This is a genomic window from Ruegeria sp. BG3 (genome assembly GCF_056538485.1).
Genome location: NZ_JBQFTE010000001.1, coordinates 120951 through 142443 on the forward strand (window position 1 = coordinate 120951; position 21493 = coordinate 142443).

The following is a 21493-nucleotide window of genomic DNA, read 5'->3' on the forward strand; positions in this document are numbered from 1 at the left end:
AAGCAGGGAGGAAGGCGCATGGAAGTAAAACCTCTCACCGGTGGATTGGGTGCGGAAATCGTCGGGGCGGACATCCGGCGTGAAGATCAATTCGACGCAATTAAGTCAGCCTTCGCAAAGTACTCCGTTATCGCACTGAGGGGCCAAAGCGTTAGTCCGCAAGAGCATCTGACCTTTGCGAGAAGGTTCGGCCCAATCAACGTGAACCGATTTTTCAAACCGGTGGACGGCCACCCAGAGATTGCCACGGTGTTGAAAGAGAAGGATCAGAAAGAGGCTGTGGGAGAGGGGTGGCATACTGACCACTCTTATGATCAGGAGCCTGCCATGGGCTCGATCCTGCACGCCCTTGAGGTTCCGCCCCATGGTGGCGACACGTTGTTTGTGTCGATGGCTGCCGCCTACGAAGCTTTGTCGCCTACGATGCGTGGTTTCTTAGATGGTTTGTGGGCGGTGCATTCCTCTCGCCATGTCTTTGGCGACAGCATTGTGGACACAGAAGCCGCAAAAAGCGGCCGGTTGGGGAACGCCGAAGCTGCCACGCAAGACGCTTTACACCCCGTTGTCATCACGCATCCGCTCAGCGGCAGGCGAGGGTTGTTCGTCAATCCTGTGTTCACTACCAAAATCAAAGGCTTGAGCGAGGATGAGTCCACCGCAATGCTGGGTATGATTTATGATCATTGCAAGCAGCCTGAATTCCAATGTCGCCTGCGTTGGCAGGAAGGGGACATCGCCATTTGGGATAACAGAGCGACGTGGCACAAAGCGATCAACGACTACCACGGGTTTCGACGTCTTATGCACAGAGTGACGGTGGAAGGGGTCGCTCTGACGCGTTGATGTAAGTAGCGCGCGGCAAATTTCTGCGACTCAGTCAGAGTGTCGGCACGCCGTGAATCTCTTCGATTCCCTATGATAGTTTTGGATGAGGCATCGAACGTCGCGTTTTTAGCCATGTTTTCTTGCCTTTACGGTGCGCACAGAGTCTTCTTGTCAAATTTGGAACGTTCCATTACAAATTTTGGAACGTTCCAATTGCGGGAGAATCAGATGAACTGGGCATTTGTCGGAGCGAGCACTATAGCTTCGCAATATATGTTGGACGCGGTGCGTCAGCAGGCAGGCAACGACGTGACCTGGGTCATCAGTAATTCCCCTGACCGGGTGCAAACCTGGGCTGAGGAGCACGGTATTCCCAATGCAACCACAGACCTGAACGCGGCGCTGTCTGACGATGGCGTGAAAGCTGTCTATATTTCCTCCACAAATGAGAAGCACCATGGTCAGGCGATGGCCGCCATCGCGGCTGGTAAGCATGTTCTATGTGAAAAGCCGCTCGGGATGACGCAAGCGGAAGCTGTCGAAATGGTGCGTGCAGCCGACGCGGCTGGCGTGACTTTTGGTACTAACCACCACCTGCGATGCTCTGGCAGTCATCGTGCCATTCGTGACCTGATCGCAAATGGGCGCGTCGGCGAGGTTCTTTCGCTGCGCATCCATCACGCAGTGCATTTGCCCGAGAACTTGCAGGGGTGGCGTATCAATTCGGCCGATGCTGGTGGTGGCGTGATCCCTGACATTGTTGTTCATGACGCGGATGTCACGCGTTTCCTGCTAAACGAGGACCCGGTTTCTGTTGTCGCGCAAATGGCCAGCTCTGGGATGGGGCAGGGGGTCGAAGATTCGTGCATGTCCGTCTGGACGATGCCCTCGGGTGCGATGGTCATGACGCATGAAAGCTTTACGCACCCCTTTGCCGGGTCTGGCTTGCAGGTGCATGGAACCGAGGGTTCGATTTTTGCGGATGGCGTCATGACGCAGCGCCCGGTTGGGGCAATAAAGCTGGTGACTGAAGCCGGAAGTGAAGAGATACCGTTTTCGGACCACTCTCTCTATGTTCAAGGCGTTTCGGAATTTGTCGCCGCAGCAGCGGGACAAGGCGGTCCTGCTGCCGACGGGCCTGATGGCGTGAAATCGCTGTCAATCGCGCTGAGCGTTCGTGAGGCCGCAGCGTCGGGTGAACGTATCAACATAGATTATGGCGGTTTCTGATGACCAAGCTTGTTTCCGTTTCCGAGGCCGTTTCTCGTATCCCAGACAATGCGGTTGTCACCGTGTCGTCGTCTTCTGCGCTCGGGTGCCCTGACCTCGTGCTGAAGGCACTCGGAGAGCGGTTTCGCACTGAAGGGCATCCGCGCAACATTACAACGCTGCACCCAATCGCCGCCGGGGATATGTATGGCGTGAAGGGAATGGATTATCTGGCGCAGGATGGACTGCTAAGCCGCGTTCTCGCCGGATCATACCCGTCGGGTCCTTCCAGCCTTGAGATGCCGGAAATCTGGAAGATGATCGTCGAAGATCGAGTGGCCGCATACAACGTGCCGTCTGGAATTCTGTTCGATATGCATCGCGAAGCCGCAGCGCATCGCCCTGGTGTTCTGACGCAGGTCGGGCTTGAGACTTTCGTGGATCCAGTTCGCGAAGGATGCGCGATGAACGCGCGTGGTGCGGCGGCTCCAATCGTTAACCGAAAGGAATTCGACGGTCAGACTTGGTTGCACTTCACAAATATCAACCCGAACGTGTGCGTTTTGCGCGCAACCACGGCGGATGAGTTTGGCAACCTGACCTATGAACATGAAGGTGCCTATCTGGGCGGATTGGAGCAAGCGATTTGCACACGCAACCACGGTGGGCTCGTGATCGCACAGGTTCAACGTGTGACTGCCGCGGGTAGCTTGCGCCCCCATGACGTGCGCGTGCCGGGGCATCTGGTCGATCTGATCGTTGAAGACCCAGAGCAGATGCAAACGACAGAGACCCCCTATGACCCTGCGATCTCTGGCCAGATCATGCGCCCTTGGGACAGTTTTTCGCTGGCCGAGCATGGTGTCGAAAAGGTCATCGCACGTCGCGCCGCTCAGGAACTGCGCAGCGGCATGAGCGCCAATTTGGGCTTTGGCATCAGCGCAATGGTCCCGCGTGTTCTGTTGGAGGAAGGGCACCCTCAGGCGGTGACATGGGCGATTGAGCAGGGGGCCGTTGGCGGCGTCCCACTAACCGGATTTGCCTTTGGCTGCGCGTCCAACGCACATGCCTTTGTGCCGTCACCGCAGCAATTCATCTATTTCCAGGGCGGTGGGTTCGACATGTCGTTCCTCTCGTTCCTCGAGGTCGATGTCGAGGGCAATGTGAACGTCTCCAAACTTGGTAAAAAGCCCTATCTGACCGCAGGATGCGGTGGCTTTGTCGACATTACCGCGCGGGCTAAAAAGATCGTGTTCTCGGGCTGGTTCGAAGCCGGGGCCAAGATTGATCTGGCGGATGACGGTATCCGGGTGAATGCCCCCGGAAAATTCACCAAGATGGTGGATCAGGTCGAACATGTCACATTCTCGGGCCGCCGTGCCCGGGAAACCGGCCAAGATGTGCTTTATGTGACCGAGCGGTGCGTCATTCGCCTGACGGATCAGGGGCTGGTCGCGACGGAAATCATGCCCGGCATTGAGGCGCAGCGCGATATTGTCGAAGCCTCGGGCGGTCGCGTCAAAGTCGCGGAAAACGCGGCTCAGATGCCCAAGTCGCTATTCGCAGTCGGCCCGATGGGGATGACACTGTGAGCAAGCTTCGCATTCATATCGACGAAGCAACCGCCGTCCTGACTTTGGACAACGAGGCCAAGCTCAATGCGCTGACTGTAGACATGCTGCACGCGCTGGAGGCTGGCCTGACAGAGGTCGAGCGTGACACGTCCATTCGCGCGCTTGTTCTGACCGGCGCAGGGGAAAAAGCGTTCTGTTGCGGTGCCGATATCGGCGCTTGGGGCGGTCTGAGCCCCGCCGAATTCGCGCGACATTGGGTCCGTGATGGACATCGTATATTTGATCGCTTGGCGCGGATCGGCAAGCCGACAATTGCAGCGATCAACGGTCACGCCTTCGGCGGCGGGCTAGAGCTGGCCAGTTGCTGTGATCTGCGCCTGATGACCCCGCGGTCCACGCTGGCTTTGCCCGAAGCTCGGGTTGGGATTGTGCCCGGCTGGTCCGGGACACAGCGGTTGACCCGGCTGGTCCCCGAAGCTGCGGTGAAAGAGATGGCACTCTTCGGGCGCCGTATTGGTGCCGACCGCGCCGTGGCCTTGGGCTATGCGACCGAGGTTTCTGACGACGTTCTGGCGCGCGCGCTTGAGATCACAACCGAACTAAGCGACCTTTCGCCCCGCGCTACCGAAGTCTCAAAAAACATGATCCATGCAGCGGTCGGTGAAGACTCTCATGCCGTGGTCGAAGCCCTTGGTAGTGCAGCAATTGCGGCCTCAGCGGACCGCGAAGAAGGCGTTGCTGCGTTCATGGAAAAACGTAACCCCACATTTTCGGGCCTTTGACGATATGAAAGATATCACCATCAACCCTGCTATCCCTTTCGAGTTGCCGCCGTTGTTCGAAGGTCGGCATCTCATCGATGGCAAGTGGCAGAAAAGCGCGTCGGGTGAGACGTTCGAACGGCGCTCGCCCTCGCACGGGCATATTGTCAGCCGGTCAGCCTTGGGTGGCGAAGCTGAAGCTGAGGCTGCGATCCTGGCGGCGCGTAAGGCATTTGACAGCGGTGTGTGGAGTCGGGCATCGGGCAAAGAGCGGGCCACCGTTTTGCTTAAGGTTGCCGACCTGATTGAACAGAATGTCGACCGGATTGCACTGATCGAAACGCTGGAAAGCGGTAAGCCGATCAGCCAATCCAAGGGCGAGGTCAGCGGTGCAGCCGACCTTTGGCGCTATGCGGCCTCATTGGCACGCAGCACGCACGGCGACAGTCATAACACTCTTGGCGCAGATATGATGGGTGTCGTGCTGAAGGAACCCATCGGAGTCGTGTCCATCATCACGCCTTGGAATTTTCCGTTCTGGATTCTCAGTCAGAAGCTGCCCTTCGCGTTGGCGGCTGGTTGCACAGTTGTTGTGAAACCGTCTGAGATGACACCGTCGACAACCTTGATGCTGGGCGAATTGTTGATCGAAGCCGGATTGCCCGCCGGTGTATGCAATATCGTTCTGGGTTACGGAGTTCCCGTTGGCAGCGTGATGACGAGCCATGACAGCGTGGACATGATCAGCTTTACGGGCTCAACCGCTGTGGGCAAGACGATCAGCGCAGTAGCATCGGATACACTTAAGAAGGTCGCGCTTGAGCTTGGGGGCAAGAACCCGCAGGTCATCTTTCCCGACGCCGATCTGAATGCAGCCGCTGATGCCGTTGTGTTCGGCGTCTATTTCAACGTTGGCCAATGCTGCAATTCAAGCAGTCGCATCATCGTGCATGAGGAAATAGCTGACGACTTCCGCGAACGTGTCGTCGCCCTTTCGCGCAAAGTCAAATTTGGCGATCCTCTGGACCCGACGACGCAGGTTGGGGCTATCGTAACGTCCGAGCACAAGTCAAAAATCGACGCATATGTCAAACAGGCGCAGGCTTCGGGTGCGACTGTTGATCTGGGTGGTGAGCCGCTGGAGGTCGAAGGCCTCGGCACTCAGTTCTATCAGCCGACGGTGATCTCCGACGTCTCGACCGACATGCCCATTGCCCGCGATGAAGTATTCGGGCCTGTTCTTTCTGTTTTGACTTTCAAAACACTGGACGAAGCCATCGCGCTCACCAATGATAGCGCTTACGGTCTGTCGGCAGGGGTCTGGAGCGAAAACGTTCACACCTGCCTAGAGTTTGCCCGCCGAGCAGAAGCGGGAACGGTCTGGACCAATACCTGGATGGACGGGTTCCCCGAGGTCGCTTTCGGTGGGGTCAAACAATCCGGGCAGGGGCGGGAAATCGGACGATATGGGTTCGAGGAATTCTTCGAAGTGAAATCAGTGGTCATGCGCATCGGCAACAGCCGGGCGCCATGGGTTCCGCAAGACTAAGACCGGGCACCAGATTGGTCCCGAGTGAGAATAACGCATTAAGGGAGGAAACAAGAATGCGTAAATTTATGAAGACAAAATCGCTGTTTGTAGCAGGTCTAATGTGCACGACCAGCCTTGCGCACGCCGAAGACGTGGAAGTTCTGCATTGGTGGACGTCTGGCGGTGAGGCCGCAGCATTGAACGTTCTCAAGGACGACCTGTCCGGACAGGGCATCGGCTGGACCGACATGCCTGTAGCTGGTGGCGGTGGTGAGCAGGCGATGACCGTTCTGCGCGCACGCGTGACGGCCGGCAACGCGCCGACTGCTGTGCAGGCTCTGGGCTTTGACATTCTGGACTGGGCCGATCAGGGCGCGCTGGCCGACCTGAACGAAGTGGCAGCCCAGGAAGGTTGGGATGACGTTGTTCCGGATGCGCTGAAAGCCTTCGCCAAGCATGACGGCAAATGGGTTTCGGCCCCTGTAAACGTACACTCGACCAACTGGGTCTGGGCCAACAAGGCGGTGTTGGACGCCAATGGTATCGCACAGCCCACCAACTGGGACGAGTTCGTCGCAGCGGTTGAGGCGTTGAAAGCTGCCGGGATCACTCCGATCGCGCATGGTGGTCAGGCATGGCAGGACGCGACCGTGTTCGATGCTATCGCAATGTCGACGCTGGGGCCTGACGGCTACAAAGCGGCCTTTATCGACTTGGACGAGGAAACGCTGGGTGGCGACGCGATGAAAGAAGCGTTCGACCGAATGGCCTTTATCCGCGACAACGTGGATGAGAACTTCTCGGGTCGAGACTGGAACCTGGCGACAGCAATGGTCATAAACGGTGAAGCCGGTTTCCAGATGATGGGTGACTGGGCCAAAGGCGAATTCCTGAATGCGGGCAAAGTGCCGGGTGAGGACTTCCTGTGCTTCCGCTTCCCGGGCACTCAGGATCAGGTCACCTTCAACGCTGACCAATTCATGATGTTTGACCAGGGCGGTACGGTATCGGCCGAGCAAGCCGCGCTGGCCAGCGCGATCCTGTCACCATCGTTCCAGATTGCCTTTAACAAGGTGAAGGGCTCGGTGCCTGCGCGGACAGACGTGGACGGCAGCGATCTGGATGCGTGTGGTCAGCAAGGCATGAAAGACTTGGCTGCTGCGGCTTCGTCAGGCAACCTGTTCGGCTCGATGGCGCACGGACATGCCGCGCCTGCGTCAGTCAAGAACGCCGTCTATGACGTTGTGACCGCTCACTTTAACGGCGAGTACGGCAGCGAAGATGCTGTGACCGAACTGGTTGACGCCGTTTCGATCGCCAAGTGATCCACAAGTGATCCTCCCGATGGGGCGGCGGTCTGGCCGCCCTGTCACCAAGTGGGCGCAAAAGCTCCGATCTAACACGACTCGAACGAGGAGGGCGCGCCATGGCTGCTTCAGCCGACGCGGATTTTAAGACACGCCTTCAGAACTGGATACCCAAGCTGGTCCTGTCACCGTCGCTGGCGATGATGTTGGTCTTTGTCTACGGGTTCATTCTGTTTTCGGTCTACCTGTCATTCACCGACAGTCGCATCCTGCCGTCCTTTGGATGGGTTGGATGGGAAAACTACGACAAATTGTGGCGGCTGAGCCATTGGGAAACCTCGTTGATCAATATGGGGATTTTCGCGAGCCTCTATATCGTGATCTGCACCTGTATAGGCTTGGGTCTGGCGATCTTCCTCGATCAGAAGATCCGGGGAGAAGGGCTATTGCGTCCCATCTACCTCTATCCGATGGCTCTGAGTTTCATCGTCACCGGTACAGCCTGGAAGTGGTTCCTTGACCCTGGCATCGGTTTGGAAAACGTGATGCACACATGGGGCTGGACCAGCTTTGAGTTCGACTGGATAAAAAACCGCGATTACGCCATCTACACAGTGGTTCTGGCGGCCGTCTGGCAGACAAGCGGCTTCGTAATGGCAATGTTTCTGGCTGGCCTGCGTGGGATCGACAACGAGATACTGCGGGCTGCGCAAATGGATGGGGCCTCGAACTGGAACCTCTATCGCCGGATCATTATCCCGCAACTGCGACCAGCCTTCCTGTCGGCCTTTGTGATCCTCAGCCATCTTGCGATCAAGACCTTTGACCTTGTCATCGCCCTGACCGGGGGTGGACCCGGTCGCGCAACCGAACTGCCTGCGACCTTCATGTATTCCTACACCTTCACACGGAACCAGATGGGGATCGGTGCGGCCTCGGCCACGATCATGCTGATGACCATCGCGGCGATCATGATCCCCTATCTCTACGCCGAATTGCGGGAGAAACGCTGATGTCTCAAGCTACTCAGGATACCGCAATTCGAACGGGCCGCGTTACACGCACGCTGATCTATCTGGTGCTGCTTCTGTTCGGTCTGTTCTACCTGCTGCCGCTCTATGTCATGCTGGTGAACTCGGTGAAGCCTTTGGAAGAGATCACCGGCGGCGGCATGATGAACCTGCCGCAGGTGTTCACGATTGAGCCGTGGCTAAAGGCGTGGTCTTCGGCGCAGATCGGCGTCGATCCAACCGGGCTGAAGCCCTACTTCTGGAACTCGATCAAGATGGTGGTTCCGGCGGTGATCGTCTCGACCATTCTTGGGGCGTTGAACGGTTATGTGCTGACCAAGTGGCGCTTCAAGTACGACACCATCCTATTCGGTCTTATGCTGTTCGCCTGCTTCATCCCATTCCAGATTGTTCTGATCCCAATGGCGCGGATGTTGGGTATAATCGGGCTGGCAGGCACCACCTGGGGTCTTGCGCTTGTCCACGTTGTCTACGGGATTGGCTTCACCACGTTGTACTTCCGCAATTACTACGCGGTGTTCCCGACCGAGCTGATCCGGGCGGCGCAGATTGATGGCGCCGGGTTCTTTCAGATTTTCTGGCGCATACTTCTGCCCAGTTCCGGGCCGATCGCTGTGGTTTCGATCATCTGGCAGTTCACCAACATCTGGAATGACTTCTTGTTCGGCGCTTCCTTTGCCGATGCCAACAGCCAACCGATGACGGTGGCACTGAACAATCTGGTTCAATCGTCCACCGGTGTGAAGGAATACAACGTTCATTTCGCAGGCGCCATTCTGGCCGCCATGCCAACTCTGCTCGTCTACATCGTGGCCGGTCGATACTTCGTCCGCGGCCTGATGGCGGGTTCGGTGAAAGGATAAGACCTCATGGGTTTTCTAGACATAGACAACGCGACCAAATCCTACGGGGCAGTCGAGGTTCTGCACAAGGTCGACATCTCGGTGCAGGAAGGAGAGTTCCTGGTGCTGGTCGGCCCCTCGGGCTGCGGCAAATCCACTCTGTTGAACATGATCGCGGGGCTGGAAGAGATCACCAGCGGCGAAATCCGCATCAAGGACCAGGTGATGAACGGGGTGCACCCGTCCAACCGCAACATCGCCATGGTTTTCCAAAGCTACGCTTTGTACCCCAATATGACGGTCGGGCAGAACATCACTTTCGGTCTTGAGATGCACGGGGTGCCCAAGCCTGAACGCGACAAAGCGATGCAAGAAGTTGCCAAGCTCTTGCAGATCGAGCAGTTGCTGGATCGTAAGCCCGGTCAGTTGTCCGGCGGTCAGCGCCAGCGGGTTGCGATGGGTCGCGCGCTGGTGCGCAATCCAGATGTGTTCCTGTTCGATGAACCGCTTTCGAACCTAGATGCCAAGCTGCGCGTTGATATGCGGACCGAGATCAAGAAGCTTCATCAGAACCTCGGCACCACCATCGTCTACGTGACGCATGACCAGATCGAGGCGATGACGCTTTCAAGCCGGATCGCTGTAATGAACGGCGGCTATGTCCAGCAGCTGGGTACGCCGCAGGAAATCTATGACACGCCTGCGAATATCTTCGTTGCAACGTTCATGGGCTCGCCTGCGATGAACGTGGTACCGGCCAAGGTTACGGTCTTGAATGGCCGCCCTCATGCAGAGGTCGCCGTTCACGACGGATCTATGGCGCAACTTCCGTTCAGCCAAGACAACTTGGCCGCATGGGATGGGCGCGAGATCTTGTTGGGAATCCGCCCTGAGACTATCACCGATATGGATGGAGCGGATCGAAAGTCGTTGAACATTGCGCAGATGACCAACCGTATCGTGGTGACGGAGCCCGCTGGATCGGACACCTTCGTCTCGATGCAATTGGGCGGACGAGATGTGATCGCGCGCATGCGTTCGGATGCCGAAGTGGCACCGGGTCAGGATTTCAACTTTGCAGTGAACATGGAAAAGGCCGTGGCTTTTGATCCCGAAAGCGAGATGCGGATCCTTCCATGAATCGAGCTGACGTCATAATCATTGGGTCGGGTATCGGGGGGGCAACGCTGGCTGCGGCGTTGGCTCCGTCCGGTCGTCGCATTCTGGTCCTTGAACGAGGAAAGCGGTTGCAGCCCTCACCTCAGGACCGAGACCCAAGGGCGATCTTTGCCGATGGGCTTTTTCGCCCCGATGAAGCATGGCTGGATGGAGCAGGCGAACCTTTCAACCCTGGAAACTACTACTGCGTCGGTGGCAATTCCAAGTTCTACGGCGCAGCTTTAATACGCTATCGGAAAGAGGATTTTGAGCCGCGTCAGCATATGGGGGGCTACTCTAACGGCTGGCCCATGCCCTACGAAGAGCTGGAGCCGGACTATACCGCCGCGGAACAGCTTTACGACGCGCGTGGGACCACCAAAGAAGATCCCACCGAGCCACCGCACAGTGGGGGTTACCCGCACCCACCTGTGCCGGATGAGGTTGATATTGCAGACCTGAGAAACCGGCTAAGCCATGCAGGCCTGACGCCGTCCTCAGTACCGTTGGGCGTGAACATTGAGACCTGGCTAGAGGCTGGGCAAACAACTTGGGATGCGTTTCCCAACACATGCAGCGGCAAAATGGATGCCGAAACCTGTGCGCTTGCCGAAGCATTGAAGCACGAGAATGTCGAACTTTTGACTAACGCGCGTGTCCAAAAACTGAAGGCTGATGCCCTTGGTCGCGTTACAAGTGTCGAAGTTGATGGCCACGGTGCCCTTAGTGCGCCGGTCATCGTGCTCGCGGCAGGTGCGGTACAGTCCTCAGTCCTGTTGCTGCAGTCCGCGAACGACAATTGTCCAACCGGTCTTGCCAATCGGTCCGATCAGGTCGGACGGAACTTCATGAACCACAATTGCTCGGCGGTGCTGGCCCTTCATCCGCTGCGTCGCAACAGAGCTGTCTATCAAAAGACATTGATGTTCAACGACTACTACAACAGCGACGGGCAGGGTGGTTTGCCTTTGGGCAACATTCAGATGTTGGGAAAGATCACTGGACCGATCCTTGCGTCACAAACCCATCTACCGGGTCCACTTGCAGCACTGATCGCCAATCGCAGTTTTGATTTCTATGCCATGTCCGAAGATCTGCCGAACCCAGACAGCCGGGTGACGGTCGAAGGTGACCAGATCAGGCTGGATTGGAAACGCTCGAATTGGGCCGCGCACGAGGCCTTGGTTGCGAGGCTAAAGGCGCATCTGAAGCAGGCCGGGTTTCCTGTTGTATTGTCGCGACCATTTGATCGGCGCACTCCGTCGCATCAATGCGGCACAGCGCGGATGGGCAATGACCCGTCAAGCAGTGTCGTCGATACGTTCTGTCGTAGCCACGACCACAAGAACCTGTTCATCGTCGACGCGTCAGTTCTTCCGACATCTGCGGCGGTGAATCCGGCCCTCACTATAGCCGCACTCGCGCTCCGGGCAGGTCGTCACATTATTGAAACGGAGTTCGCCGCATGACCGGAACAGCATTGGTGACCGGTGGACAACAGGGCATTGGTCTAGGGGTGGCGCGCGCCTTGATCGCGGCGGGGTATAAGGTCGCAATAGCCTCTCGCTCTGCACCCGACAATCCGGTCGTGAGGGCGGCTTTGGAAGAGCTTGGCCCAAGCGCAATTTATGTGCAGCACGACGTGTCCGACATTGATCACGTTCCTGCGCTACTGGATCAGATCGAAGCCGATTTGGGCCCGATCACCGCGTTGATAAACAACGCAGGCGTAGGGGCACCAGTGCGCGGCGACATGCTGGATCTGAAGCCCGAGAATTGGGATTTCGTGCAGAATATCAACTTGCGTGGCGCGTTTTTTCTGGCGCAAGAAGTGGCTCGGCGCATGTTGGAGCAGCCGCACGATACCTATCGATCAATCACCTTTGTCACCTCTGTCAGCGCGACAATGGTGTCGATCGAACGTGCCGAGTACTGCGTGTCCAAGGCGGCCGCAGCGATGATGGCTCAGTTGTTCGCAGTACGCTTGGCCCCCGAAGGCATCGGTGTCTTTGAGCTACGACCGGGCATCATTGCGACTGAGATGACGGCAGGCGTGCGCGACAAGTACACCGACCGTATCGAAGGCGGCCTTGTTCCCTCGGCACGTTGGGGTGCGCCCGAGGATATTGGTTCCGTTGTGGTCCCACTGGTTCAGGGGCAGATGCACTTTGCGAACGGCGCCGCCATCCCGGTGGATGGCGGCTTGTCGATTTCACGTCTGTAAATCAAGGCGCACAAGAATGTCTGAAGGATATGATTTCATTGTCATTGGGGGCGGCTCCGCAGGCTCGGTGATCGCTGCGCGTCTTTCCGAAGAACCCTCGGCGCGTGTGCTGTTGCTAGAGGCCGGCTCCACCGACCGTCACCCGTTCTTTCACCTGCCAGCCGGGTTCGCGAAGATGACCAAGGGTATCGGCAGCTGGGGCTGGTCCACGGTTCCGCAAAAGCACATGCAGAACAAGGTCTTCAACTACACCCAGGCCAAGGTGATGGGCGGAGGGTCTGCGATCAACGCGCAAATCTACACACGGGGTGCAGCTCAGGATTACGATGACTGGCGGCAAATGGGATGCGAGGGTTGGAGCTATGCCGACGTGCTGCCCTATTTCAAAAAATCCGAAGACAACGACACCTATGACGACGAGTTTCACGGCAAAGGCGGACCGCTGGGCGTGTCCATGCCCGCAGCACCTTTGCCAATCTGCGATGCCTACATCAAGGCCGCAGGGGAAGTGGGGATTCCCGAAACGCGCGATGTTAATGGGGCGAAGCAGGATGGCGCGGGGTATTATCAGCTGACCCAACGCAATGCGCGACGATCCTCTGCCGCGATGGCGTTTATCGCGCCAAACCGCAGCCGCCCGAACCTGACGGTGCGCACCGGCGCACAGGTCCGTCGCATTATGGTGGACAAGGGCAGGGCGACTGGTGTCGAGATGATGAACGGGGACAAGATCTCCGCTGCGAAAGAGGTCATTCTGTCCTCAGGTGCCATCGGTTCACCGCGTTTGTTGCAACTGTCGGGTATCGGCCCAGCGGATCATTTGGACGGTCTAGGTATCGACGCGGTTTACCATCAACCTCAGGTCGGCGCGAACCTGCAAGACCATTTGGATTTGTACTCGATCTGCGAAGTGACTGGCCCGCACACCTACGACCGTTTCGCCAAGCTTCACCTTTCAGCCTTCGCAGGCTTGCAATACCTTTTCACCCGCAAGGGACCGGTCGCGTCCAGCCTGTTTGAAACGGGTGGGTTCTGGTACGCAGACCCGGATGCGCGTTCACCGGATCTTCAGATGCATCTGGGGCTTGGTACCGGCATTGAGGCTGGGGTCGAGGCCATGCCCAACGGCGGGGTGACACTGAACGCCTGTTTCCTGCGCCCCAGGTCACGCGGAACCGTCCGGTTGCAAAGCTCAGACCCCACAGTGATGCCACTTATTGATCCCAACTATCTGGCGGATTCTTACGATCGCGAGATGTCCATTCGGGGGCTGAAACTGGTGCAGAACATCCTCGCACAGGATGCGCTGAAGCCGTACATCCTGGCCGAACGTTTGCCGGGCCCGGACGTGCGGACCGAGCAGGAGTATTTCGATTTTATCTGCGTACATTCGAAAACATCGCACCACTGTGCTGGAACCTGCCGTATGGGCAGTGACACCGAAGCTGTTCTGGACCCGCGCCTGCGATTCAATGGGATCGAAGGGCTTCGCGTCGCGGATGCGTCGATTATGCCGACGGTCAATTCATCGAACACCAATGCACCTACAATCATGATCGGGGAAAAAGCGGCCGACATGATCAAACAAGATCAGGGTTTCTAAAAATGATCCGCCACATCGTACTGACCAAATTCCGCGCCGACGTGGCCGAAGAGACAATCGGAGCCATTTACAAAGGCCTCGAGGACGTGTCCAAGGCCCTTCCCGGAGCCAGCGCGTTCACCGGGGGGCGAAGCGAGAGCCCCGAGCAGATCGAACGCGGATACATGCATGGGTTCGTGATCGATTTCGACGATTGGGCCGCGCTGGAGGCCTATCAGAACAACGAAACGCACAAGGCGCTGGGCGCGCAGCTGGTTGAGAACGCCGTGGGTGGTATCGACGGCATTCTGGTTCTGGATTTGGAGGTTTGAGACAATGAAATTGATTTTGCCAAATCTAGATGGGCAATTGGAACCCTATGCGCTGACTGGAACGCCGCTAGTGCCGCGCGCGCCGCAAGTGCCTCTTACACGTACGGCTTTTGCCGCGGCTCATGTGGTTTCAGACCCTTTGGCAGAACGTAACCCATGGGATGGGCGCCCGACAGTTGATTGGGAAGCGACACTGCGCTTTCGTCAGGGACTCTGGGACCAGGGGCTGGGTCTGGCCGAAGCCATGGATACCGCACAACGGGGTATGGGCGTCGATTGGGAGACCGCGTTGGAGCTGATCCAGCGCACAATGAAGGCTGCGCAGGCGCATCCATTGTCGCCTCGGGTGGCTTGTGGGGCAGGGACCGATCACCTGCCTCTAAGCGCGTTGAACACAGCAGGTGAAATCCTGTCAGCCTACGAGCATCAGGCCGAGGCGATCGAAGCCGCCGGAGGGCAATTGATCCTCATGGCGTCACGCGCCTTTCCGGCGATCAACGCGGGTCCGGACACCTACCATGATGTGTACCGCGCGCTTATCGATGGGGCGGCGGAGCCTGTAATCCTGCACTGGCTGGGCGATATGTTCGATCCTGCATTGACGGGCTATTGGGGGAGCTCGGATGTCGACGCGGCCAGCGATTTTGTGCTGTCCCTGATCAACGAAAACCCTGCCAAGGTTGATGGGATAAAGATATCCCTGCTGGATCAGGCACATGAAGAAGCCTTCCGCGCACGGTTGCCAGACTGTGTGCGCCTCTACACCGGTGACGATTTCAACTACGCTGATCTTATTGCCGGGGACGGAACGCATTTTTCCCACGCTCTACTTGGCATTTTCGCTGCTATCGCCCCCGCCGCCAGCCAGGCGCTTGAGGCGTTGGCAATGGGCGACATGGATCGCTACAATGCGCTGTTCGCACCGACCATACCCCTCAGCCGAGAGATATTTAAGGCTCCGACGCGGTTCTACAAAGCCGGGATTGCCTATCTGGCATGGCTGAACGGAGCCCAGTCCCATTTCATCATGCCGGGCGGGTTCCAATCCAGCCGTGACATCTGCCACTACGCGCAAGTGTTCAGATTGGCGGATCAGGCCGGTTTACTCTCGGATCCTGAACTGGCTAAAGCACGGATGACCATGCTTCTCAGCTTGCATGGAGTTGAACAATAGCCTGAATGCGAAGACCCACGATCATAGATGTCGCCAACTCAGCGGGCGTGTCCAAGTCGACGGTAAGCCTTGTGTTGCAGGGCAGCCCACAGGTGAAGCCGGAGACACGCAAGCTCGTCCATACCGCGATGAAAGAGATCGGGTATGTTTACAACCGATCGGCGGCAAATCTGCGATCCACGGGAACGGCGCTAATAGGTTTGGTGATCAACGACCTGACCAACCCGTTCTTCACCGAGTTTGCGACTTCGTTGCAGATGGCGCTGGGGTCCCGAGGCTATGCTGTTGTGTTGGCTAACACGAACGAAGACCCTGAACTTCAGGATCAGGTGGTGGGCGCGATGCTTGAGCACGGTGTTTCTGCCTTGATCCTTTCGCCAGCTTATGGCGATGTCACAAACACCCTCTCCTCGGTAGAGCGAGCTGGCATTCCGTTGATGCAAGTGTTGCGACAAGTTGAAAGCGAAACGGGCAGGTTTCCCTTTATCGCTCCTGATTACGCAGAGGGTGGACGCGCGGCAACACAGTACCTGATCGAAACAGGCGCGCGAAACATCGCCTTTATCGGTGGTCTGGATGGTGCCGAAGTCACTCAGGAAAGGCTGTCCGGCTATATCAGTGCGATGAAAGGCAACCACTTGCAGCCTATTGTAAAAACAGGGGAATCCAGCCGATCATTTGGACATGAAGCAACAGTCCGCCTCTTCAAAGAGCATCCTGCGTGCGATGCCGCAGTTTGTTTCAATGATCTTGTTGCTTTTGGGATGATCAATGCCTGCCATGAAACTCAGGTTAAAATTGGCACGGAGTTTCAGATTGTCGGTTTTGACGACATCAAGGAAGCATCAGAATGCTGGCCAGCTTTGTCTACCGTACATTGCGGCGTCTCTGAGTTTGGAGAACAAGTTGCGGACACTGTTTTACTGTGGTTGCAGGATGGTGCCGCGCCTGCGCAACACACGCGGACTTCAACGCGCTTGGTATTGAGGCAAACTACGAAAGACACAGTGTAGCAAAAGGCTATTCCAGCTTATGTCGAGAGGTCTTGTCAGAATAGCTTTGGTTGAGCGGGACATAGCGGTTGCGTGCTCTTGCCATAACTAGACCTGACTTTTTCAAACACTTTGTATCCAGTCCTGGGATCATCCACTTCCCGCTCTCGCTTCGGAATATCGAAGATCTGCTGCACAAGCGTGGCATCGATGTGAGTCCCGAAACTATCCACCAATGTGCTTATTGATCCTTGTCAAGAATTGAGCGGGTAAGAAGTGGTACACTCAATGGCAATCTAGGGGAGGGGATTCATGGAAGAGTTGATTGAAATCGGTAGATCCTTCGTCCAGGCCATGCGCGAACGCAGAGGCCTTGGCAGTGTTGATGAAATGTATGCCGAAAACGCACAGTCGATAGAGGCCGTTGTGCCTCCGGTTCGACAATTTCGCGTTTCAAAGGGTCGCGAAGCCATAAAGGGAAAAAGAGAGGATTGGTTGGCGTCGCATGAAATCCAAGAACTAGAAGTGGATGGACCCTACGTCCACCCACCCAACCGCTTTGGAGTCCGCTTCAGAGCTGAAGTGGTTCAGAAGGCGACGGGTGAGCGTATGACCCTGCGCGAGATCGCAGTGTATTCGGTGGCGGAAGGCAAGATTGTGCTGGAAGAGTTCTTCATGTTGCCGAAGTGAGAAGAGTGACTAACAACATCAGCCAATTGTTGGCTCAATCAGTACACACCGCTTTTGGGCAAAGTTAAATTCCGGACGGAGGTCGGGAATGCAACACAGAACTGTGGCATATTTTGTGGGAGTTGATGCTGAAGACGCGTCGATTTTGGAATGCGCTGAAACTGCCCGTATCCAGAACGACCACTTGAATTGCGTATTGATCGCGGCCTTACCTAACCTGCCCTACCTGAAGTATGGATCAAACAGGTTCGTCGAAGCGGGTCTTCCCTCAAACTGGTTGGACGTTCTTCACGCGAAAAATGCCGCCTTGAAGTCTCGCGCCACTGAAGTTGAAGCGCTTCTGGTTGGGCAGGGCGTATCGGCAAATGTAACTTGTTTAATGGGGCTTGGAACAGAGTTAGAGCAATTTGTAGCAGAACAAGCCAAATGCTCAGATATCGCTTTTCTGGACGCTGAGTTGCGAAAAGATCCCGATTTGTTTCACAAGATTGCCTGCGGAGTGTTGTTTCATTCGCCGGTGGCACTAATGGTCAATGGAGACCCGTTTGCCCAACGCGAGCGCGTTTTTTTGGCATGGAATGACAGCTTGCCTGCGTCCAGGGCGATGCATTTAGCTTTACCCATTCTTCTGGCGGCCAATGAAGTTTTGATTGGGTGTTTTGATTTGCCGTCGCCTGAGGACGTAGAAGGTAGTGTGCCGGGAACTGACCTAGCTAAATGGCTCGGCCATCACGGTTGCAACTTGACCGTGTCGCAGTTCCAGTGCGGGGGAAATTCAATTGCAGACTGCATTCAAGAACGAGCAAGCGAAGCGGGGGCCGATCTCATTGTTATGGGCGCCTATGGGCATTCCCGTCTGCGAGAGTCAGTTTTTGGGGGCACGACGCAAGCAATGTTGGAGCAGACAAGTTTACCAGTGCTTTTCGGACACTAATGAAGTGAGCCGAAGACAGTGACTTTCTGGGAGCCATAGCTATAATAATTCATCGTTAAATAGTTACGAAACCATTTTATTTTAAGAGCTTGCTTGAGGTTGAAGCGTGTTTGCCCGACCGTTTTCGCCAAGGAACTCTATCACAATTGACGTTAGTTCATCCCAGTCAGTAAACTCCCTTGCCCCTTCTCGTGGATCGATTTTTCGACCGAGCAAGACGACGTGCTTAAGAATCTCTCTCTCAAAATACCCGTAGTTTTCGGGCCTCACCGCGCCTGCGATCAAAGCCGTCGCATTTGGTTCAAAACCTGTTCGAAGAAGCATTTCGTCAAGATAGTCGCGTGCTTCTTCTCGACCTGACGCAAAAGCAGCTTTTAGACCGACCGAAAGCACGAGAGACTTTCGCTTCATTAAGGCATCTCTATTTGAAGCGGTAAATGCCTCGAATGAATCGGGGTGCCTACGCTCGTGGACTGGGGCCAGAAGAATAACCTTGACCGCATCGTCAAGTGAAACGTGGCTGGGCATTTCATCAGTATTGATCAGCTTTGTGTTGAAACCGGCATTCTTCGCAAGATCGCTGATGAAGCGTGCAATCTTCGCTGTCTGGCCTTCGACCGTGGCGAAAGCGATGAGTACGGTCATTCCGATCCTCCCATAAATCGGTCTGAATAGATTGCTTATTATGAATAAGTGTCGTGCATTGCCCTTGATCTCCATCAAAGGCGTTTCATAGAGGAATAACCCCCAACGATGCGCGTTATAGAGCTGAGGGACAAGGCAGATATCGGCGAGGGTCGAGGTGCCTACGAAATTGAAACGGGTGTTTTGCGGCAACAGCGCCTGGTAAGCGGCAAACCCTTCGGTCATCCAATGGTGAAACCAATCGGTCTGACCGGCGGAGTCCATTCAAATTTGAGATTTGAGGTAGGTCATGACCCTCAGGTTGTTCACCGGGTGGATGTCCATCGCGATGGTGTGTGCGGCGGCTTGGACGCGCGCGCGCTGCAGAGGGTGGGCTGGAAGTAGCCGAGGTTCAGGCGCGATGACGTCCAGATAGTCGATGATTGCCAGCGATTAAGTCAGGGCTGTGCCGTCCTCAAGAACCAGGGTCGGAAGGCCCTTGCCGGGGTTGAGCGCGGTGTACCCGGGTTCGCTTTGCTCTCCGGCGACCAGATCGACCGGGCTGTAATCGTAGCTGAGGCCCTTGAGGTTTAAGGCGATGCGAACCCGGTATGAAGTCGTTGAGCGCCAGTAGGAATAGAGTTTCATGATATAATCCTGTCGTTGCTCCAACATTGTTGAATTTGCAACGAAATTCGACTGGAAAAACCGCGACGTCAGTTTGGCGTTTTACCGAGGCCGTTTTCAGTGATCCTCTGAACTCTCAATGTTGACAAGATCGGGGTGTTGCTATGACAAGCAGAGGGGGGCGTTCGTGAACTTGAAGTTGTGTCCTTATGTGTCCGCAGCGCATACTAAAACTTCGTGCAGCGGTCCGCCCGCGATAACACCTGTCAACCTAAATAAGGGGTCTTGAAATATGAACATAGCCTGCTGGTCTGGCCCCAGAAATCTGTCCACTGCGATGATGTATGCTTTTGGCGCGCGCGCCGATTGCGCCGTCTGGGATGAGCCGTTCTACGCGGCCTATCTGGCCGAGACCGGGCTGGATCACCCGATGGGCGAGGAGATCGTTGCTGCCGGCGAAACCGACCCCATTCAAGTCGGCCAGGGTTGCGCAGCGCAGCCGCCCGAAGGCAAAGCGCATATCTACCAGAAACACATGACACAGCACATGGTTTGGGGCTTGGATCAGCCCTGGATGGATGGGTTGAAACATATCTTTCTGATCCGCCACCCCGCGCGCGTGCTGGCTAGCTATGCCGCAAAACGCGAAAACCCGACGCTTGAGGATATTGGTTTTGTGCAACAGGCCAAGATCTACAATCTTATCTGCGCTCGAACCGGGGCAGGGGTGATCGTCGACAGCTATGACATTCGTCAGGCGCCCGAACGGATGTTGCGAAAACTATGTGCGGCAATTGATCTGCCCTTTGACCCGGCCATGTTGTCTTGGCCTGCGGGCGGCCATCCCTCGGACGGCGTGTGGGCCAGCCACTGGTACGGGGCCGTACATGCCTCAACCGGTTTTGCGGGCGCTGAGGGGGCGCTCCCGACCTTGCCGCCCGCGCTTCAATCCATATGCGACGCGGCAATGCCGTATTATGAGCGGCTCAGGTCGGATGCGCTTGTTCTGGAAGGTGATGCATGACAACCGAACTCTCAACCCATGACGCGGAATACGATGCCCGCAACGAGGACCTGAAAATCTGGGTCGATGGCGTACTGGTTCACAAGGATGAAGCCAAGGTCTCGGTCTATGATTCCGGCTTCATGCTGGGCGACGGCATGTGGGAAGGGCTGCGGCTCTATGATGGATGCTGGGCCTTTTTTGACGAACACATGGATCGGCTGTTTGACAGCTGCAAGGCCGTGTCTCTGGACATCGGCAAAACGCGTGAGGATATTCGCGAGATTCTGGACGCCACCGCTGCCGCTAATGGTGCGACAACCGATGCTCACGCGCGACTGATGATCACGCGCGGTCGCAAGGCCAAGCCTTTTCAGCATCCCAAGCTCTCGCGCTGGGGGCCGACCATCGTGGCCATCGTCGAACACTCCAAACCCGCCGAGGCTTTGACCGCGCGGGGTATCCGTTTGGCGACAGTGCCACAGGTGCGAGGGTTGCCGACCAGCCAGGACGCGAAGTTAAACAGCCACTCCAAACTGAACTGTGTCATCGCCTGTTTGCAGGCTGAACAAGCAGGCGCGGATGAGGGGCTGATGCTGGACCCGCATGGCTTTGTGAACACCACCAACGCTTGCAATTTCTTTATCGTGCGCAAGGGTAAGGTTTGGACCTCGACCGGGGACTATTGCATGAATGGGGTGACCCGGCAGAAGGTGATCGACCTGTGCCGCGCCAATGACATCCCGGTATTTGAAAAGAACTACTCTCTCTACGAAGCCTATGGTGCGGATGAGGCGTTTCTGACCGGAACCTTCGGCGCGCAGACTCCGGTGGCAGAGATAGACGGCAAACAGATCGGAGAGGGCAAGGCCGGCCCGACGACATTGCGCATCCGGGCACTTTACAAGGATCTGGTCGCCCGAAACGTGGCCGCGCAAACGTGATCCTTGACCAACCATCGGGGTCGTGATCGCGCTGTTTGGGGTGTCCTGCCTCAAGGAAAACAAGAGCCGTGTAATGTGGGAGAAAAAACAAATTTCATCTAGGCTACGCGTTCGACAACGCCTATGATA

At 56.5% G+C, this 21493-nt stretch carries 21 protein-coding genes and 1 pseudogene; 20 read left to right on the plus strand and 2 right to left on the minus strand.

Going from position 1 to position 21493, the window contains the following annotated elements:
- The first annotated feature begins 18 nt into the window (after positions 1-18).
- From ACR0AI_RS00590 to ACR0AI_RS00675, 18 genes and pseudogenes are all read left to right on the plus strand, one after another.
- On the plus strand, positions 19-843 hold the full coding sequence (locus tag ACR0AI_RS00590) for a TauD/TfdA dioxygenase family protein (RefSeq protein WP_480671430.1): 825 nt from the start codon (positions 19-21) through the stop codon (positions 841-843).
- A gap of 210 nt (positions 844-1053) precedes the next feature.
- Entirely contained in the window at positions 1054-2055 is a 1002-nt protein-coding gene (locus ACR0AI_RS00595) for a Gfo/Idh/MocA family protein (RefSeq protein WP_480671428.1), read from the plus strand.
- Positions 2055-3626 (plus strand): acyl CoA:acetate/3-ketoacid CoA transferase, encoded by a 1572-nt coding sequence (locus tag ACR0AI_RS00600; protein ID WP_480671426.1) that lies wholly within the window; start codon positions 2055-2057, stop codon positions 3624-3626. Before ACR0AI_RS00595 ends, ACR0AI_RS00600 begins: the two co-directional genes overlap by 1 nt.
- The gene (locus tag ACR0AI_RS00605) at positions 3623-4390 is read left to right on the plus strand and encodes an enoyl-CoA hydratase/isomerase family protein (protein WP_480671424.1); all 768 of its coding nucleotides are present in this window, start codon (positions 3623-3625) and stop codon (positions 4388-4390) included. The genes ACR0AI_RS00600 and ACR0AI_RS00605 overlap by 4 nt, the downstream gene beginning before the upstream one ends.
- 4 nt (positions 4391-4394) lie before the next feature.
- Positions 4395-5918, plus strand: coding sequence for an aldehyde dehydrogenase family protein (locus ACR0AI_RS00610; RefSeq protein ID WP_480671422.1), 1524 nt, complete (start codon positions 4395-4397; stop codon positions 5916-5918).
- Between the two features lie 68 nt (positions 5919-5986).
- Complete coding sequence (locus ACR0AI_RS00615; RefSeq protein ID WP_480671648.1) at positions 5987-7225, plus strand: ABC transporter substrate-binding protein; 1239 nt, start codon at positions 5987-5989, stop codon at positions 7223-7225.
- A 101-nt stretch (positions 7226-7326) separates the two neighbouring features.
- The gene (locus ACR0AI_RS00620) at positions 7327-8220 is read left to right on the plus strand and encodes a carbohydrate ABC transporter permease (RefSeq protein WP_170376146.1); all 894 of its coding nucleotides are present in this window, start codon (positions 7327-7329) and stop codon (positions 8218-8220) included.
- Entirely contained in the window at positions 8220-9101 is an 882-nt protein-coding gene (locus tag ACR0AI_RS00625) for a carbohydrate ABC transporter permease (RefSeq protein WP_068340098.1), read from the plus strand. The genes ACR0AI_RS00620 and ACR0AI_RS00625 overlap by 1 nt, the downstream gene beginning before the upstream one ends.
- Before the next feature lie 6 nt (positions 9102-9107).
- Positions 9108-10220 carry an ABC transporter ATP-binding protein gene (locus ACR0AI_RS00630; RefSeq protein ID WP_480671420.1) on the plus strand — a complete coding sequence of 371 codons (1113 nt, stop codon included), beginning with the start codon at positions 9108-9110 and terminating at the stop codon, positions 10218-10220.
- Positions 10217-11707, plus strand: a complete 1491-nt coding sequence (locus ACR0AI_RS00635; RefSeq protein WP_480671418.1) for a GMC oxidoreductase — start codon at positions 10217-10219, stop codon at positions 11705-11707. Before ACR0AI_RS00630 ends, ACR0AI_RS00635 begins: the two co-directional genes overlap by 4 nt.
- Positions 11704-12462 (plus strand): 3-ketoacyl-ACP reductase, encoded by a 759-nt coding sequence (locus ACR0AI_RS00640; RefSeq protein WP_480671416.1) that lies wholly within the window; start codon positions 11704-11706, stop codon positions 12460-12462. Before ACR0AI_RS00635 ends, ACR0AI_RS00640 begins: the two co-directional genes overlap by 4 nt.
- 16 nt (positions 12463-12478) lie before the next feature.
- Positions 12479-14065, plus strand: a complete 1587-nt coding sequence (locus ACR0AI_RS00645) for a GMC family oxidoreductase (RefSeq protein ID WP_480671414.1) — start codon at positions 12479-12481, stop codon at positions 14063-14065.
- 2 nt (positions 14066-14067) lie between these two features.
- Positions 14068-14376 (plus strand): Dabb family protein, encoded by a 309-nt coding sequence (locus ACR0AI_RS00650; RefSeq protein ID WP_170639048.1) that lies wholly within the window; start codon positions 14068-14070, stop codon positions 14374-14376.
- Between the two features lie 4 nt (positions 14377-14380).
- Complete coding sequence (locus tag ACR0AI_RS00655; RefSeq protein ID WP_480671412.1) at positions 14381-15550, plus strand: dihydrodipicolinate synthase family protein; 1170 nt, start codon at positions 14381-14383, stop codon at positions 15548-15550.
- Positions 15551-15555: 5 nt separating this feature from the next.
- Positions 15556-16563: a LacI family DNA-binding transcriptional regulator gene (locus ACR0AI_RS00660; protein WP_480671410.1), complete on the plus strand. Its 1008-nt coding sequence runs from the start codon at positions 15556-15558 to the stop codon at positions 16561-16563.
- 83 nt (positions 16564-16646) lie between these two features.
- Positions 16647-16772, plus strand: a pseudogene (locus ACR0AI_RS00665) (IS6 family transposase); the annotation flags it as partial.
- Between the two features lie 82 nt (positions 16773-16854).
- Positions 16855-17232 (plus strand): SnoaL-like domain-containing protein, encoded by a 378-nt coding sequence (locus ACR0AI_RS00670; protein ID WP_170376164.1) that lies wholly within the window; start codon positions 16855-16857, stop codon positions 17230-17232.
- A gap of 88 nt (positions 17233-17320) precedes the next feature.
- Entirely contained in the window at positions 17321-18166 is an 846-nt protein-coding gene (locus ACR0AI_RS00675; RefSeq protein ID WP_480671408.1) for a universal stress protein, read from the plus strand.
- 81 nt (positions 18167-18247) lie between these two features.
- Here ACR0AI_RS00675 and ACR0AI_RS00680 read toward each other — a convergent pair whose 3' ends face one another.
- Positions 18248-19036 (minus strand): flavodoxin domain-containing protein, encoded by a 789-nt coding sequence (locus tag ACR0AI_RS00680; protein ID WP_480701231.1) that lies wholly within the window; start codon positions 19034-19036, stop codon positions 18248-18250.
- Between the two features lie 207 nt (positions 19037-19243).
- Positions 19244-19438, minus strand: coding sequence for a glutathione S-transferase N-terminal domain-containing protein (locus ACR0AI_RS00685; protein ID WP_480671404.1), 195 nt, complete (start codon positions 19436-19438; stop codon positions 19244-19246).
- Positions 19439-19709: 271 nt separating this feature from the next.
- Here ACR0AI_RS00685 and ACR0AI_RS00690 point away from each other — a divergent pair, with 271 nt between their 5' ends.
- Both ACR0AI_RS00690 and ACR0AI_RS00695 read left to right on the plus strand, forming a co-directional pair.
- Entirely contained in the window at positions 19710-20441 is a 732-nt protein-coding gene (locus ACR0AI_RS00690; RefSeq protein ID WP_480671402.1) for a sulfotransferase-like domain-containing protein, read from the plus strand.
- A complete protein-coding gene (locus ACR0AI_RS00695; RefSeq protein ID WP_480671400.1) occupies positions 20438-21364 on the plus strand; it encodes an aminotransferase class IV in 927 nt (308 codons plus the stop codon). Before ACR0AI_RS00690 ends, ACR0AI_RS00695 begins: the two co-directional genes overlap by 4 nt.
- Positions 21365-21493: the final 129 nt, after the last annotated feature.

Bases quoted from the DNA above. Each gene is read 5' to 3' on its own strand.
- ACR0AI_RS00595 (WP_480671428.1), top strand. From the start codon at position 1,054: ATGAACTGGGCATTTGTCGGAGCGAGCACTATAGCTTCGCAATATATG.
- ACR0AI_RS00685 (WP_480671404.1), bottom strand. From the start codon at position 19,438: ATGAAACTCTATTCCTACTGGCGCTCAACGACTTCATACCGGGTTCGC.
- ACR0AI_RS00640 (WP_480671416.1), top strand. From the start codon at position 11,704: ATGACCGGAACAGCATTGGTGACCGGTGGACAACAGGGCATTGGTCTA.
- ACR0AI_RS00630 (WP_480671420.1), top strand. From the start codon at position 9,108: ATGGGTTTTCTAGACATAGACAACGCGACCAAATCCTACGGGGCAGTC.
- ACR0AI_RS00645 (WP_480671414.1), top strand. From the start codon at position 12,479: ATGTCTGAAGGATATGATTTCATTGTCATTGGGGGCGGCTCCGCAGGC.
- ACR0AI_RS00660 (WP_480671410.1), top strand. From the start codon at position 15,556: ATGCGAAGACCCACGATCATAGATGTCGCCAACTCAGCGGGCGTGTCC.
- ACR0AI_RS00600 (WP_480671426.1), top strand. From the start codon at position 2,055: ATGACCAAGCTTGTTTCCGTTTCCGAGGCCGTTTCTCGTATCCCAGAC.
- ACR0AI_RS00695 (WP_480671400.1), top strand. From the start codon at position 20,438: ATGACAACCGAACTCTCAACCCATGACGCGGAATACGATGCCCGCAAC.
- ACR0AI_RS00590 (WP_480671430.1), top strand. From the start codon at position 19: ATGGAAGTAAAACCTCTCACCGGTGGATTGGGTGCGGAAATCGTCGGG.
- ACR0AI_RS00690 (WP_480671402.1), top strand. From the start codon at position 19,710: ATGAACATAGCCTGCTGGTCTGGCCCCAGAAATCTGTCCACTGCGATG.
- ACR0AI_RS00670 (WP_170376164.1), top strand. From the start codon at position 16,855: ATGGAAGAGTTGATTGAAATCGGTAGATCCTTCGTCCAGGCCATGCGC.
- ACR0AI_RS00615 (WP_480671648.1), top strand. From the start codon at position 5,987: ATGAAGACAAAATCGCTGTTTGTAGCAGGTCTAATGTGCACGACCAGC.
- ACR0AI_RS00680 (WP_480701231.1), bottom strand. From the start codon at position 19,036: ATGACCGAAGGGTTTGCCGCTTACCAGGCGCTGTTGCCGCAAAACACC.
- ACR0AI_RS00650 (WP_170639048.1), top strand. From the start codon at position 14,068: ATGATCCGCCACATCGTACTGACCAAATTCCGCGCCGACGTGGCCGAA.
- ACR0AI_RS00625 (WP_068340098.1), top strand. From the start codon at position 8,220: ATGTCTCAAGCTACTCAGGATACCGCAATTCGAACGGGCCGCGTTACA.
- ACR0AI_RS00610 (WP_480671422.1), top strand. From the start codon at position 4,395: ATGAAAGATATCACCATCAACCCTGCTATCCCTTTCGAGTTGCCGCCG.
- ACR0AI_RS00635 (WP_480671418.1), top strand. From the start codon at position 10,217: ATGAATCGAGCTGACGTCATAATCATTGGGTCGGGTATCGGGGGGGCA.
- ACR0AI_RS00675 (WP_480671408.1), top strand. From the start codon at position 17,321: ATGCAACACAGAACTGTGGCATATTTTGTGGGAGTTGATGCTGAAGAC.
- ACR0AI_RS00655 (WP_480671412.1), top strand. From the start codon at position 14,381: ATGAAATTGATTTTGCCAAATCTAGATGGGCAATTGGAACCCTATGCG.
- ACR0AI_RS00620 (WP_170376146.1), top strand. From the start codon at position 7,327: ATGGCTGCTTCAGCCGACGCGGATTTTAAGACACGCCTTCAGAACTGG.